13 protein-coding genes and 2 pseudogenes are annotated in these 15,227 nt (G+C 59.0%); 13 read left to right on the top strand and 2 right to left on the bottom strand.

What is annotated here, in order from left to right; all coding sequences use genetic code 11:
- Positions 1–628 precede the first annotated feature (628 nt).
- Positions 629–3,673, top strand: coding sequence for a DEAD/DEAH box helicase (locus Q362_RS0116665; RefSeq protein ID WP_028319570.1), 3,045 nt, complete (start codon positions 629–631; stop codon positions 3,671–3,673).
- 207 nt (positions 3,674–3,880) lie between these two features.
- Here the strand turns inward: Q362_RS0116665 and Q362_RS24140 are convergent, their stop codons facing one another.
- Positions 3,881–4,030 carry a hypothetical protein gene (locus Q362_RS24140; protein WP_169737454.1) on the bottom strand — a complete coding sequence of 50 codons (150 nt, stop codon included), beginning with the start codon at positions 4,028–4,030 and terminating at the stop codon, positions 3,881–3,883.
- Positions 4,031–4,114: 84 nt separating this feature from the next.
- Here Q362_RS24140 and Q362_RS24335 point away from each other — a divergent pair, with 84 nt between their 5' ends.
- From Q362_RS24335 to Q362_RS0116595, 11 genes and pseudogenes are all read left to right on the top strand, one after another.
- A complete protein-coding gene (locus Q362_RS24335; RefSeq protein ID WP_211248519.1) occupies positions 4,115–4,573 on the top strand; it encodes a helix-turn-helix domain-containing protein in 459 nt (152 codons plus the stop codon).
- A gap of 2 nt (positions 4,574–4,575) precedes the next feature.
- Positions 4,576–6,690, top strand: coding sequence for a class I SAM-dependent DNA methyltransferase (locus tag Q362_RS0116650; protein ID WP_028319568.1), 2,115 nt, complete (start codon positions 4,576–4,578; stop codon positions 6,688–6,690).
- A complete protein-coding gene (locus Q362_RS0116645) occupies positions 6,687–7,736 on the top strand; it encodes a virulence RhuM family protein (protein ID WP_028319567.1) in 1,050 nt (349 codons plus the stop codon). Before Q362_RS0116650 ends, Q362_RS0116645 begins: the two co-directional genes overlap by 4 nt.
- 256 nt (positions 7,737–7,992) lie before the next feature.
- Positions 7,993–8,616 carry a transposase gene (locus Q362_RS21385; protein WP_051554438.1) on the top strand — a complete coding sequence of 208 codons (624 nt, stop codon included), beginning with the start codon at positions 7,993–7,995 and terminating at the stop codon, positions 8,614–8,616.
- Positions 8,613–9,749: an RNA-binding domain-containing protein gene (locus Q362_RS21380; RefSeq protein ID WP_084312914.1), complete on the top strand. Its 1,137-nt coding sequence runs from the start codon at positions 8,613–8,615 to the stop codon at positions 9,747–9,749. The genes Q362_RS21385 and Q362_RS21380 overlap by 4 nt, the downstream gene beginning before the upstream one ends.
- On the top strand, positions 9,649–9,876 hold the full coding sequence (locus Q362_RS24915; RefSeq protein WP_342670249.1) for a MarR family transcriptional regulator: 228 nt from the start codon (positions 9,649–9,651) through the stop codon (positions 9,874–9,876). The genes Q362_RS21380 and Q362_RS24915 overlap by 101 nt, the downstream gene beginning before the upstream one ends.
- Positions 9,876–11,144, top strand: a pseudogene (locus Q362_RS21375) (type I restriction endonuclease subunit R); the annotation flags it as partial. The gene Q362_RS24915 and the pseudogene Q362_RS21375, both read left to right, overlap by 1 nt.
- Before the next feature lie 40 nt (positions 11,145–11,184).
- A complete protein-coding gene (locus Q362_RS21370; RefSeq protein WP_342670250.1) occupies positions 11,185–12,285 on the top strand; it encodes a Wadjet anti-phage system protein JetD domain-containing protein in 1,101 nt (366 codons plus the stop codon).
- Between the two features lie 338 nt (positions 12,286–12,623).
- Entirely contained in the window at positions 12,624–12,839 is a 216-nt protein-coding gene (locus tag Q362_RS24630) for a hypothetical protein (RefSeq protein WP_245590259.1), read from the top strand.
- Between the two features lie 338 nt (positions 12,840–13,177).
- Positions 13,178–13,552 carry a DUF3597 domain-containing protein gene (locus Q362_RS0116600; protein WP_028319566.1) on the top strand — a complete coding sequence of 125 codons (375 nt, stop codon included), beginning with the start codon at positions 13,178–13,180 and terminating at the stop codon, positions 13,550–13,552.
- 41 nt (positions 13,553–13,593) lie between these two features.
- Positions 13,594–14,187: a DUF937 domain-containing protein gene (locus Q362_RS0116595; protein WP_028319565.1), complete on the top strand. Its 594-nt coding sequence runs from the start codon at positions 13,594–13,596 to the stop codon at positions 14,185–14,187.
- Positions 14,188–14,648: 461 nt separating this feature from the next.
- Here Q362_RS0116595 and Q362_RS0116585 read toward each other — a convergent pair.
- Positions 14,649–14,930 (bottom strand): annotated as a pseudogene (locus Q362_RS0116585) (alpha-D-ribose 1-methylphosphonate 5-phosphate C-P-lyase PhnJ); the annotation flags it as partial.
- Between the two features lie 90 nt (positions 14,931–15,020).
- Here Q362_RS0116585 and Q362_RS0116580 point away from each other — a divergent pair.
- A partial coding sequence (locus Q362_RS0116580; protein ID WP_028319562.1) for a transposase occupies positions 15,021–15,227 on the top strand: 207 nt, incomplete at its 3' end.

Below are 15,227 nucleotides of genomic sequence, written 5' to 3'. Positions count from 1 at the left end.
GCCTTTTCAAGCGCCGGACGAAACAGTTCCCAGTTGACCGTCTCGTTGATCTTGGTAAGCGGATCGCCGTTTTTGTCGATGTTGTGCAATCGGTCGTGCAGGTCAAAGAAGCCGGGCTGGATCATGGCTGGTCTCCATCAGGTGAGGTTGTCGGCGCCCTTTAAAACGATGGATAACATAACATTTTAGCGCAAAATCAACAAGTTGATATTTAAGCTTGTTGCTGGTTACTGCACTTAATTTTCAAGAAACCCATAAGTATCTGAACCGCCTTCATTCTGCTTGTTTGCTACTACCAGTGGCCCATGAGCATCGGAAGTAGTAAAACAGGGGCCTCCGCATGATCCTGGATCGTTGATCAACCTGCCGAAGGCATCTCTCTTCGATTTGATCAAGATGATTGACTCGGTCAGCGAGCTCAACGTGTCCATCCAGCGTTCATTCAGGCGGTTGCGCAGCACTGGCTTCGCTCTGTCATCAAGCCAGACCGAAGAAGATCGGGGACTATCAACAAAGGGACCTGATACTGTAGTTTATGATGTGTATTTTGTTGTTCAATTTTTTCGAAGTCACCGACATCGATCTTCTCGCGAAACGAAAAATCACCTGAAACCAAAGGAGTAATCCGATGCAGTGCTCTGTTGCCCCTCAACATGAAGACCCGCTGTTCTTTGACCGCGAAGGGCTTACTGCCGTGGCCTCGTCTGCGGTGGTCGGCGAGGGATTGCGTTCGTTCAAGGAACACCGGGTGATAGCCATTGATCAGGATCAGGGGCGGCTCTGGGCGCAGGTCGAGGATGAGGCCTCGGATATGCCGTGCACGGTCGGCATTGCGGCGGCGGATCGGGTGTTGCGCCTTGAGTGCGACTGTGACGATGGAACTGCGGTCTGTCGCCACATGGTCGCCGCGCTCTACGCCTACGCCGAGCAGAAGGAGGCGACCGGGCACCTGTTTTCCGCCGTTGATACCGCCATCAGGGATCGGATCAAGCGTGGTCGGTCCGAGGTGGCGGTCGAGCATCTCAACGGCACCCCCTGGTTCGGCGAGTGGCAGGCTCAGTCCATTGGTTCGGAGAGCCATTTTCCCCAGCGTTACCGCGTCACCATCCGCAGCCTGAAACGGCGGACCAATATCTGCACCTGTCCGGACTTCCAGGTCAATCAGCTCGGGACCTGCAAGCATATCGAGGCGGTGCTGCACAAAATCGCCAAGCGCAAGGATTATCGTAAAATAAGGGAGATGCCGGCGCCACTCTCCTATGTGTACCTGGCCTGGGACGTGGACGACGCCCCCCAGATCCGTCTTCACCGCTGCGGTTCGCTGCCGCCCGAACTGGCAGGGCTGTCGGCCCGTTTTTTTGATGGTGCCGGACATTTCATCGGCCGGTTGCCGGATGACTTTTTCCGTTTCGTTGAGCTGGTCGAGAATCGGGCCGATCTGCATCTTGGCGATGATGCCCATGATTTTGTCCGTCATCTCGCTGCCAAGGCGACCCACCGTCTGCGGGCCGAGAAGATCCGCGGTCGGATTCTTGCCACCAATGGCCGCCTGCCGGGCGTCAGGGCAAAACTCTATCCCTATCAGATCGAGGGCGTTGCCTTTCTGGCCGGAACCGGGCGGGCGCTTTTGGCCGATGACATGGGGCTCGGCAAAACCCTGCAAGCGATTGCCGCTGCCGCCTGGCTGCGCGAGCACGAGGGCGTGCACCGGGCGTTGATCATTTGCCCGGCCTCGCTCAAGCATCAGTGGGCGCGGGAGATCGAGCGGTTCACCGGTCTGGAAACCCGGATCATCCAGGGCCCGGCGCCGGAGCGCGGTGTTCAGTACCGCCGCGAAGCGGCCTTCTTCATCATCAATTACGAGCTGATCCTGCGCGATCTCTCCGTGATCAATGAAACCCTGTGTCCGGACCTGATCATCATGGACGAGGCCCAGCGGATCAAGAACTGGCGCACCAAAATCGCCGCCGCCGTCAAGCGCGTCCCCGGCCGCTATGCCTTTGTGCTCTCGGGAACACCGCTGGAAAACCGCCTGGAGGATCTCTACAGCCTGATGCAGGTGGTCGATCCCAAGGTGCTCGGACCGTTGTGGCGCTATCTGGTCGACTTTCATGTCACGGACGATCGCGGCAAGGTGCTGGGCTATCGCAACCTCTCCCTGCTGCGCAAACGGTTGGCACCGGTGATGCTGCGCCGCGACCGTCGGCTGGTGCGGGAACAGTTGCCCGACAAGATTGTGCAGCGGCTTGACGTGGCCATGACCGACAAACAGCGCGAGCTGCACGACAGCGCCATGAGTGCCGCCGGCCGCTTGGCCCAGATCGCCCGAACCAGGCCACTGACACCCAGCGAGCAGAACCGACTGCTCGCGGCCCTGCAGCAAGCGCGGATGGCCTGCAACGCTGCCGGGCTGGTCGACAAGGAGACCCAGGGCGCGCCGAAGCTCGACGAGCTGGCCGACATCCTCACCGAAATCTGTCTGCAATCGGGACTCAAGGCGGTGGTCTTTTCCCAATGGGAGCGGATGACGCAGCTGGTCGAGGCACGCCTCGAACGGATGGGGATCAACTGCGTGCGCCTGCACGGCGGGGTACCGACCGCCAAACGCGGCGAGTTGATGGACCGGTTCCGTGATGACGATGCGGTGCAGGTGTTCCTTTCCACCGATGCCGGAGGCGTCGGGCTCAACCTGCAGAGCGGGGCGGTCCTGATCAATCTCGACGTCCCTTGGAATCCGGCCGTGCTCGAACAGCGCAACGCCCGCATCCACCGCCTGGGGCAAACCCGAACGGTGCAGATCATCACCATGGTGGCGGCGGATTCCTACGAGGAACAGGTGTTCGCCCTGGTGCGGAACAAACAGGAGCTCTTTGACAATGTCGTCGGCGAAGACGCCACCGAGGATGTGGTCGGTATCTCGAAAAAGCTGCTCGAAACCCTGATCGAGGATCTGGCCGGACCGATGGCCGAGCCGACACCTCCGGCAGAGGACAAGATTGCGCCCATCGAGGCATCGACCGGCTCTGCACCGGCAACCGTTCCGGCGGCGGCCCCGGTCGTGGAGGACGGGGTGGCCCATGCCATCAGCCGCTGCATCGAGGCCCTGCAGCAGGCCTTCGGTTCACGCATCGAGCGGATTTTCGGTTCAGGGGGCGGGCTGGTGACGGTGCTTGACCGGGTCGATGCCGATGCCGATCGGCTGGCTGAACAGCTGTCGGCCGAGGTACCGGTGGCGCTCATCGACCGGCTGGCATTGAAAGGATTGCAACGGCTCGGCAGCGGTTCACCTTTGGCCGAGGAGCATCGATATTTTGACGCGGCAACCACGGCTGCCCCATCCGGAGAATCGCAACTCCGCCGGCAGGCCAGGGAAAAACTCACTGCGGCACGCCTGCTCTTTGATCAGCGGTTGTTTGACAGCGCCCTGGACATGATCTTTGCCGCCCTGCTCAGCGCTGCGGCGGAGAAATCCGGACGGGATGAGCCGCTGAACAGGACCGAGGTCGGCATCTGGGCCTATGCCGAGGCGCTGCCCCGAGGAATCCTCAATCAGGATCAGGTTGGCCTGCTGATGCGCGCCTTGAGTTTTGCCCAGGGCAGCACCGCCCCTGCCGACCTGATGCAGACCCTGCTCGATGACGCGGCGCATTTTGTCGGCTCTCCGGGCGATTGAGCCTGTCAGCCCGCCCGCTGCGGACGGGATAAGGATTCTGTGAACAGCAAAGTGGTTCATTCTCTCGGGGCTGTTCCTGCTGCGCAACAAAACCAGCCATCGATACCCTCTTCCTCTCTCCTCGTGTTTCCGGCCAATCCATACCACCGGATGACCAAGAATCATTGTTTATTTTCAGCAGTTATTGCAGGAAATTAAACGCAACATTTAAATGACGGCGCTCCATTGACACCAGGTTTGTTCGTTGCGCTCCAAGCCGTTATCCTGCATTTTTTCCTGCAACCGCTGCTCGGCGATCTCGTCGGCAAACTGGTTGATACTTTTCGTGATTCCGTCAAACAGGTCGTTGATGCCCATGATCGGTGGCTCCTCGTTGTGAATTCTGATTGCTTCCCCGCTTACTTACCGGAGAGACGGAGACAAATTCGCAGGAGAACGAATTTGGACATCCGTCAGGACGCCCGAAGGGTGAGCGCCAGGGATGGTGCGAATCAATGTGTCGGGTGTCGGGGAGAATTTGAAATTGCCGTGTCGCACGAGAATTTCCGTAAGGATTTCAAGGTCGAGCTTGACATTCGCAACCCCATGGGAGTTATATCATGTGATAAATCTGGCATTATGAAGAGTGTCGCCAGTACATCAGAAGATTCAGCAAGGAGAAATCCATTGGACGAGCAATACAGCATGGCGAGGCTGGTCCGTGAGCTTCGGGAACTTACCGGCCTGACTCAGGAAAAGTTCGCAGCCAAGCTCGGTGTGACCTTCCCCACGATTAACCGCTGGGAGAACAACCGCGCCAAGCCGTCACCGCTGGCGCTGGAGAAGATCGAAAATCTGTTGCGCAGTCTGGGGGACAAGGGCGAGGCCCTGCATAAAGCGTATTTTGGAAAGGAAGCGTAAGCATGGCCCAGCTTAAGCACATTGAAGCCATTGAAAAGCGGCTCTGGAGCGCGGCGGACACCCTGCGGGCCAACTCCAACTATGCCAGCAACGAATATTTTCTGCCGGTCATGGGCCTGGTCTTTCTGCGCCACGCCTACAGCCGGTATCTGGGCGTCAAGGATGCCATCGAAGCGGGCCTGCCGACACGGGGCGGTAAGACCCGGCCGCTGACCAAGGAGGATTTTTCGCAGAAAAGCGCCATCTTCCTGCAGCCCAAGGCCCAGTTCGATTCCCTGGTGGCCCTGCCCGACAGCGCTGACCGGGCCAAGGCGATCATCGACGCCATGGAGTCCATCGAGGCTGACTACGAGAACCTGCGCGGCGTGCTGCCCAAGAGCGAGTATCAGGAACTCGATAACGCCGTGCTCGGCCAGTTGCTGCGCACCCTCAACCCCGAGGAGCTCAAGCGCGTCTCCGGCGATGTCTTCGGCCGCATCTACGAATACTTCCTGACTCAGTTCGCCGATCAGAAGGCCCACGACGGCGGCGAGTTTTTTACCCCGGTTTCGCTGGTCTCACTGATCGCCAACGTCATCGAACCGGCGGGCGGCACGGTGCTCGACCCGGCCTGCGGCTCGGGCGGCATGTTCGTGCAGAGCGCCCGGGTGGTCGAGCAGCGGCGGGAGAACCCCACCGAGAAACTCACCTTCTACGGCCTGGAAAAGAACGCCACCACCATCCGCCTGGCCAAGATGAACCTGTCGGTGCACGGCCTGGAAGGCGACATCCAGAAATCGATCACCTACTACGAAGACCCGCACGAGCTGCTGCGCAAGGCCGACTTCGTCATGGCCAATCCGCCCTTCAACGTGGACGAGATCGACGCCGACAAGGTCAAGAGCGATCCGCGTCTTCCGTTTGGTCTTCCGGGCGTCAATAAGAAGGGCAAGGTCAGCAACGGCAACTACGTCTGGATCAGCTATTTTTACAGCTACCTCAACGAACAGGGCCGGGCCGGATTCGTCATGTCGTCCCAGGCCTCCAGCGCAGGACGTGACGAGGCCAAGGTGCGCCAGAAGCTGGTGGAGACCGGCGATGTGGATATCATGGTCGCCATCCGTTCCAACTTCTTCTACACCCGCACCGTCCCCTGCGAACTCTGGTTCCTCAACCGCGCCAAGCCGGAAGCGTACCGCGACAAGGTGCTGATGATCGACGCCCGCAACATCTACCGCAAGGTCACCCGCAAGATTTACGACTTTTCCCCCGAGCAGGAGCAGAACCTCCTGGCCATCGTCTGGCTCTACCGGGGTGAGACCGGGCGCTACCTCGACCTGGTGGCGGATTACTGCCGGCGTATGCTGGTCGAGGGCGCGGCCTGTTTCACGATGAAAGACGAGGAAGGCGAAACGGTCGAACCACTGCCGGATTTCATCGAGGCACTGGGCACCCTGCGCGGCAGTATCGAACCGTTCCTCAAGACCCTGGCCAAGGACGCGCCCCACGTTGAGCCGCTGAAGGAGCTGGATGACGCCATCCCGCTGTTCAAGGCGGATGCTGAGGCGTTCCGGAAAAATGTCAGCGAGCAGCAAGCGGCCTGCGGAACACAGAAGACGACCAACGGCGAATTGAAGAAAGCCGTGGACCGCCTCGCAGCCCTGACCGAGATCAGCCGCAACCTGGTCAAGCAGAGCGACCTGCTCTACAAACTCGCCTGTCGTTTGATCGAGACCTGCGAGAACGAATGCGACGCCCGCGACAGTGACGCCTGGGCGGGTCGCGACATCACCCGCGCCCGCAAGGCCGCCGATGAAGCCCGCGCCCTGGCCGTGGAACAGCTCAAACAGGTGCGCTACTTCTGGAAACAAGCCCATTGGCTCACTGAACGCTTCCCAGATGCAGAACTTCGCGCCATGGAAGGGCTGGTCAAACTGGTGGACCGCACCGAGATCAAGGCCAACGACTGGAGCCTCACCCCCGGCCGTTACGTCGGCGTTGCGCCGGAGGAAAAGGATGAGGATTTCGACTTCGAGGAGGCCTTACGCGACATCCATGTGGAGCTGGAGGACCTGAACGCCGAAGCGGTGCAACTGGCCGCGACGATCAGGAAGAACTTTGAGGAGTTGAGGATATGAGCGAGAACCTGCCGCAAAAAAGCCATTTTCTCATTTATGAGGCGGGTGACGGTGCACTCAAGATCGACGTGCGTCTTGAGGACGAGACCGTCTGGCTGACCCAGCAACTCATGGCGGAGCTTTTCCAGTCGAGCCAGCAAAACATAAGTCACCATATCCGAGCGGTCTACGAGGAAGGGGAACTGGTCCCGGAGGCAACTCACAAAAAATATTTGTCAGTTCGTCAGGAGGGAGTGCGGCAGGTCCAGCGCGAACTGGATTACTACAACCTCGACATGATTATCTCCGTCGGCTACCGCGTGAAATCCCATGTCGCTACCCGCTTTCGCCAGTGGGCCACCCAGCGTCTCACCGAATACGTTGTCAAGGGCTTCACCATGGACGACGAGCGGCTCAAAAATCCCGATCACCCCTTCGACTACTTCGACGAACTCCTGCGTCGCATTCAGGATATCCGCGCCTCCGAACGCCGATTCCACCAGAAAATCACCGACATCTACGCTACCGCCATCGATTACGACCCCACGCAGGAGGTCAGCCTGACCTTCTTCAGGACCGTCCAGAACAAACTCCACTGGGCCATCACCGGCCAGACCGCCGCAGAAATCATCCACGACCGGGCCGACCACACCCTGCCCAACATGGGGTTGACCGTCTGGCGCGGCGACAAGATCCGTAAACGCGATGTCGCCATTGCCAAGAACTATCTGAATGAAGAAGAACTGGCTGCGCTCAACAACCTGGTCGAGCAATACCTCATTTACGCCGAAGGCCAAGCCATGCGCCGCATCTCCATGACTATGCAAGATTGGGCCGACCGTCTCGACGCTTTTCTCCAGTTCAATGAACGCGACATCCTCGAACATGCAGGTAAAATATCTCACGAGATGGCCAAAGAACTGGCCGAAGCCGAATACGACAAATTCCACCAAGAACGCATCCGGGAGATGGATCAGGAATCCACGGACTTTGATCGCAGCCTGGAAAACAAGGCCGAAGAGCTGAAAAAGATCACAGGGCCGAAGAAGCGGAGGAAGAAGCAATGATCTTTCACTTCGGGGCGATCCTGCGCGAGATTTATGTCGAACTGAAGAACCTGAACGCCGAGGCGGTGCAACTGGCCGCGACGATCAAGAAGAATTTTGAGGAGCTGGGGATATGAGCTGGGAATCCAAGGGCCTCGATGAATTGGGATATATCCCCAACGCTTGCTCAGATAGACAACCTCTCTGGGCAGGTTCGAAGCCTACGAAGAGCCCGCGACATCCTCCTGCCCAAACTGATGAACGGGGAGGTGGAGGTATGACGCACGATCCCCAGAATGTACGGGCGACCGGCCGGTCGCCCCAACGCAATCGCCGTTCCATCCGTTTGCAGGGCTACGATTATTCCCAGGCCGGGGCCTATTTCGTCACCGTCTGCACCCAGAACCGGGAATGCCTGTTCGGGGATATTGTGGATGGCGAAATGCGAATGAACACCGCCGGGCGGATGGTTGCCGATGAATGGATCAAAACCGCCGAAATCCGTGACGAAATCAAATTGGACGAATGGGTGGTGATGCCCAATCATTTTCACGGCATATTGGTCATTGGCGACCGTAGGGGCGACCGGCCGGTCGCCCCTACGGGACCAAAACCACGATCTGTTGGTGCGGTCATGGCCGGGTTCAAATCCGCCGTCACCAAACGCATCAACGAATTGCGCCAAACCCCCGGCGCGAAATTATGGCAACGCAATTATTGGGAACACATCGTCCGCAATGAACCGGAATTAAACCGCATTCGGGAATATATCCATAACAATCCCGCGCGATGGGAATTGGATAAATTGCATCCATCGCCCATGTACGGGCGACGGGCCAGTCGCCCCAACGATATCCGGGAACCGATAACCGAATATGGCGTGGAGGCATGGATGGTATGAAACGATCCGACCTCCTCGCCCAAATCACCCTCGGCGAAGACTCCACCCGCCAGTTCAAGGCGGATGTAAAGAATGCCGATTCCCTGGCATCGGAGATGGCGGCCTTCGCCAACTCCAATGGCGGCACCATCTTTATCGGTGTGGCCGACGACGGTTCGGCACCGGGGCTTTCAGGGCAGGATGTGGCCCGTATCAACCAGCTCATCAGCAATGCGGCCAGCCATCTGGTGCGTAGCCCGTTGGCGGTGCAAACCGAAAACGTGGCATTGGAGAACGGCCGCATCGTCATCGTGCTGACCGTGCCCAAGGGGATCGACAAGCTGGACAAGCTGCGCTTTCGCGATTTTCTGCGCGATGTCTACAAACAGGAGTACCCCAGTTCCCCCGACGAGCTGACCCGGCTGCTGCAGAACATGAACCTGGCCACCGATGACGGCAGGTTGAACCTGGCCGGGGTGCTGCTGTTTGCCGAGCAGCCGGAATGGATCGTACCGCAGTTCGTGGTCAAGGCGATCCGTTACCCTGGAAATAAGATCCACACCACCGACTATCTCGACACCGAGGACTTTTCCGGGCCGCTGCCCAAGCTTTTTGAGGGGACGCTGGCCTTTGTCATGCGCAACCTGCACAAGGTGCAGGCCGGACGGGGAGTGAACGCACCTGGCCTGCCGGAAATCCCCGAGGCGGTTTTCGAGGAGCTGCTGGTGAACGCACTGGTGCACCGGGACTATCTGGTCAGCGCCCCGATCCGCCTGTTTGTCTTCGACAACCGCATCGAGATCATCAGCCCCGGTCATCTGCCCAACAACCTGACGGTGGAGAAGATTCGGGCCGGGAATTCCAATATCCGCAACCCGATCCTGGTTTCCTACGTGGCCAAGGGGCTGCTGCCTTACCACGGCCTGGGTTCGGGCATCAAGCGGGCGCTGGAAAAGTGGCCGACCATTGACTTTACCGATAACCACGACGGCTGTCTGTTCACCGCCACGGTTCACCGGAAACCGGTGGAAGAGCTGAATTTGGCGGATAAAGGTGCAGATAAAGGGACGCCACGCACCTATAAAAGCATCTTTATCCGAGCTTCAGGTGCAATTGCTGGATTTTATTCGGTCAAATCCGGGTGTTTCTTATGACGAACTGGCGGACGTGACCCAAAAAGACCGCACCACTGTGATGCGTAACATCGGAAAGCTAAAGGATGCAGGCATCCTGCGGCGTGTGGGCTCCAAAAAAACCGGTCACTGGGAGGTGATTGAATGATGCCCACTCCCTACACCGAAGATACCCTGGTTCAGCGGACCACCGCCGAGTACCTGGAGCAGGAGCTCGGCTGGGAGTCGGTGTACGCCTACAACAACGAGGATTTCGGGCCGGAGAGTCTGTTGGGCCGGGGATCGGACCGTGAGGTGGTGTTGACCCGCACCCTGCGGGCCAAGATCGAGGAGATCAACCCCGGCCTGCCCGCTACGGCCTATGACGATGCCGTCCGCCAGATCGTCACGGTCTCCGCCTCGCAGACCATGGCCGCTACCAATCGCGAGAAGTACGAACTGATCAAGGACGGGGTGCAGGTCACCTTCCGCAATGCCAAGGGCGAACGGGTGCGCCAGCGGCTGCGAGTGTTCGACTTCGATGTTCCCGAGAACAACCATTTCCTCTGCGTGCGCGAGCTGTGGGTGCGCGGCGATTTGTACCGCCGCCGGGCGGACATCGTCGGCTTCGTCAATGGCCTGCCGCTGCTGTTCATGGAGCTGAAGAACGTCAGCAAGGATATCCGCACCGCCTACGAGCAGAACTTTCTGGACTACAGGGATACCGTCCCGCACCTGTTTCATCACAACGCCATGGTGGTGCTGGCCAACGGGGTGGATGCCAAACCCGGCTCGCTCACCAGCCGGTTTGAGCATTTTCACGAGTGGAAACGCCTGTCCGAGAATCAACCGGGCATTGTGTCCATGGAGACGCTGCTCAAGGGAATATGCGCGAAAGCCCATTTCCTGGACCTGGTGGAAAACTTCATCGTTTTCGACGACTCGGCCGAGGAATCAAGGAAAATCCTGGCCCGCAACCACCAGTTCCTCGGCGTCAACCGGGCCATCGAGGCGGTCCGCGACAGGAAGAGCCGAGACGGCAAGCTGGGGGTGTTCTGGCATCCCCAGGGTTCGGGCAAGAGCTATTCCATGGTGCTCTTTACCCGCAAGGTCCATCGCAAACTGGGTGGCAACTTCACCTTTCTGATCCTCACCGACCGCGACGACCTGGACACGCAGATCTACAAGACCTTCGCCGGATGCGGCGTGGTGGACAACGACCGCGACCCGTGCCGGGCAGCGAGCGGCGAGCACCTTGCTGAGTTGCTGGCCCAGCACAAATCGCATGTCTTCTCGCTGATCCAGAAGTTCAACCAGACCGTGGTCGAAGGCAAGGCTTACTCCCGGCGCGACGACCTCATCGTCATCACCGACGAGGTCCACCGCACCCAGTACGGCACGCTGGCGCTCAACATGCGCAACGCCCTGCCGAACTCAGGTGCAAAAGCTTTGGGATCACGGTTTGCTGCTCGCCTCCATGGCCGGGGGAGAGTCACTTTTCCCTCGGCGCCTGACGCTCAAAGGCCCTGACTCCCGCGAACTGAGCGAACGGTTTCCCGAGGTTCGGAACTGGATAGCTGGATTGTCCGCAGCCGCCGGTCCCTATCGTATCGAATGGCGCAGCGTCAACCACCGTGTTCTTGGAGCCAATGACATTCCAGTGTCAATCTGGATCGACACGCTTTCGGACGCTCTTGGATTTCTTGGCAAGCGCCGGGCAGCGGATCAGTTTGCTGCGCTGGTTGAACTGACAAGAGACAAACAGCCTGAATTGATCCCCTGGCTGAAAAAATGGCCGCTGCATGCCTTGGAATTGGCCGAAGACTGGCCGCGACTACTGGAGATTGTCACTTGGTTGCGTAAACATCCTCGTCCCTCGATTTATCTGCGTCAGATTGACCTGCCGGGCGTCCATACCAAATTGATTGAAGGACATCGCGGCGTGCTGGCGAAACTGCTCGATCTCGTGCTGCCGGAGGATTCTATTGATAGGACTCACACGGGCATCGGCGGGTTCTGCCGCCGTTATGGTTTTCTCGATAAACCTTCACGAGTGCGTTTCCGGATCCTGGACTCGAATGTCCGCCTGCTGCCAGTGGGAGCCGATCAGGATATCACCCTGACACAGACAGCCTTCGCCTCTCTCGTTTTGCCGGTATCGAAGGTGTTCATCACCGAAAACGAGATCAATTTCCTGTCTTTTCCGAATGTTCCTGATGCGATGGTGATCTTTGGGGCGGGATACGGATTTGACAATCTCGCTGCCGCCCCTTGGCTGCATGGGAAAGAAATCTACTATTGGGGGGATATCGATACCCACGGCTTTGCCATTCTCAATCAATTGCGCCGGTTCTTGCCTCACGTCGTGTCTTTTCTGATGGATCAGCAGACACTCCTTGCCCACAGGTCACTCTGGGGAGTTGAAACGCAACCTGAAACAGGGACTCTTACGCGGTTGAACTCTGAGGAAAGCGCACTGTACGATCAATTGCGCCAGAACCATTGGGGGGAGCGAGTCCGTCTGGAGCAAGAGAGGATTGGGTTCGACTTTCTGCGTGATCTTCTCCGGGGGACATGAATCGCAACTGTCAAAGAATTCTTGACAGTTCAACAGCGTCGATCCTTGCCTCGATTACCGGCTGTGAGCGACCGAAAGGAGCCCTGTTTCAGGAAGCGGCTTGAACGTAAAATAAGACGAACCGCTATGTTCGGTTCGTCGCTCCATCTCCAGTAGAAACCGCCAAACCAGCACTCTATGGATGGTGCCAAAACCTACTGGGATGGTCTCATTGAGGCGCCAGGTGACGATGGTCCACACCGTAACCGTCAGCTCAACCATAGACCTCGGAAAGAGAGCGGACTTCGCTCTGCTTGACGAGGGAATCGGCCAGCAAGGCGCAGACCTGGATCAGCAGTATGGCTCGTTCATCACCGGACACTGACGGCAACAGCGCGACAAGGTCCAAGCCTTTGTGTCCGCGCCCTTCCATCGATTGGACCCCGAAACTGCGCAGCAAGCTCGACCGGGCGTGGCTTGCGCTCGGGCACCTGGAACAACTCGGCATCGTCAGGAAACTGACCGCCCGGAAGCGCAATCACCTGTTCAGCTATGCGGGCTATACGAAATCATGAGTCGCGACACGGAACTGTCGGGCAGGGAGGTCCATCCGATTCACGGTTCCACGTTCTTTTCCCCAGGCGGTTGCGGCTGTCGTCCAAACCGTGACCGTGCTCTCTTTGTCTGCACCAACAAAACCACCGCGCCCAACCTCCTCCGCTCCAATCGGTGTTTGCGTCCCCTTGTCCATCCGGCCACCCAGGACTCGATCTGTTCTTCAACCGGCAGATACCACCATATTTTAACATGATGCTCGACAGAATCCCGGCCTGTGCCTATATGTAAAAATTATTCCCACCATGACATAATTTTGTTGCACCATCCCCTTCCACCCCCACCAAAGGAGGACACCATGGGATTCTTCAGCAAAATCCTCGCGAAACTGGGCATCGGCACCGACACCGCGCAGGCCGCACCTATGCCCGCCGCGGCACTGGCAACCCCTCCGCCACCCAATGAGGTAGCCGTGGTCGACGTCGTCGCGCAGTTGGAAAAGCGCGCCGCCGCCAACCCCCAGAAGCTCAACTGGAAGACATCCATCGTCGACCTGCTGAAGCTCCTGGACATCGACAGCAGCTTGGCGGCACGCAAGGAATTGGCCGCGGAACTGGGCTGCCCGGCCGACCTCATGGAAAATTCGGCAAAAATGAACATGTGGCTGCATAAGACCGTGCTTGCCCGCATCGCGGCCAACGGCGGCAACATTCCCGCGGAACTCCTGGACTGAGCCGCGCGCCCCTTCCTTCATACGTCATAAGGAGCAGGCATATGCAGATCACTGAGATCCTCGCCCAGATGGGCGGCCTTCAATCCATGGCACGGGAGTTGGGAATCTCCGAGTCCCAGGCGGAAAGCGGCGTCGAAGCTCTCACTCCGGCCATCCTCGGCGGGTTCAAGCGCCAGGTCCAGTCGCAACCGGAAGGTCTCGAAGGGCTGGGAGGCCTCCTCGACCAATTCGGCGGCGACCTCTTCGAGCAGGTTGTCGCCCCGGAACCGACGGACCTGAGCCGCGGCAACGACGTGCTCGGGCAGATTTTCGGTTCCAAGGACGTGAGCCGCGCCGTGGCGCAGAACGCGGCCTCGCAGTCCGGTCTCGACCCGTCCCTCTTAAAAAAGATGCTCCCCATGCTGGCCATGCTGGTCACCGGCCTCATGGCCGGAGGACAACCCGGCACCGCGGCCGGGGCGGCGCCCACGTCACAGGACGGCGGCGGCCTGCTCGGCAGCATCCTGGGCGGCCTGCTCGGCGGCGGCGCGTCCCAGGGCGGCGGCTTGTCGGGGCTTGTGGGGATGCTTGACCTGAACGGCGACGGCAATCCTTTAGACGACATCATGCGGATGCTCGGCAAAAGGATGGGCTAAGAAAAGGCCGCGGGTACGCATCGCCAGGAACCGAAGCCCTTACCGTGGCGATGCGTGGTTCGCTCGCTTCGACGAGCCTGGCCGTATCCGGCTCACGTTTGCCCTGCGTGGTGGCGCGAACAGAGCGTTGCCAGGCTCTCACAGGTCGACAACCAATCCGTCCGCTCCAACCGCGACGTGCGGAGGCAGGGTTCTGGCGTGATCCAGCAGCCACAGGTCCAGTTCATGGCTGCAATGGGTAAGATCACCCGCCCGGCGCCGATGGCCTCGGCGCTGGCCAGCGCGGCGCGCACATCGTTATGGTTGTGCGGCGGCCTTGCCTGGGGCGTGTGACAGCAGTCGAGCCACCGAACCGCAGTGCGGGCAGATATTGCTGCCGCACTCCGGCCCAGTGCTCTCCAGGCAGCGCGTGCAGCCTAACCCTTGCATCTTGCTGAGTTTCTTTACCCCCAAAACTTTTTTCATAGCGCGGGCTCACCTGCCGATATGTTCTGCGCGGCAATGCGCTGGTTGCAGTAATCCGAGTCGGAGCACTGGTAGAGGCGCACGCCATCGTCGCGGCTGAACTCATCCAGAAAGGAATCCCTGGCGCTGCAGCGGTGGCAGGACCGCCGCCCCCGCGCATCAATGAACTCCTCGGTCCTGAAAGCGATGTCGTCGAAGGCCAGCGGTTCAGCCCTGGTGCAGGGCGGCACGACATAGATCTTCTTTTCCCTCCCGGCCCCGAACAGGATCAGCGCCGGCGACTGGTTAAGTGCTTATCCACAAATAATTTGCTCGCAATTTTCCTGCCACCAGCTAATATCCGTTGAAACCAAGCAACGGGGGGAGAAATGGCACGCATCAAAACCTGGGAAATTTCGGATGCATTCTGGGCGATCGTTGAACCGTTGATCCCCACAGATCTGCGAGAAGCCGGAAAAGAATATACTCGTAAGCCGGGCGGCGGCCGAAAGCCGAAGTATTCGAACCGACTCTTTTTCTCCGCAATAGTGTACGTCCTGAGGACAGGAATCATCTGGAACGCCTTGCCGCGTGAG

The organism is Desulfobulbus elongatus DSM 2908 (assembly GCF_000621145.1).
Taxonomy (GTDB): Bacteria; Desulfobacterota; Desulfobulbia; order Desulfobulbales; family Desulfobulbaceae; genus Desulfobulbus; species Desulfobulbus elongatus.
The sequence above is the reverse complement of the archived record's forward strand: the minus strand, read 5'-3'. Positions and strand labels throughout refer to the sequence as shown.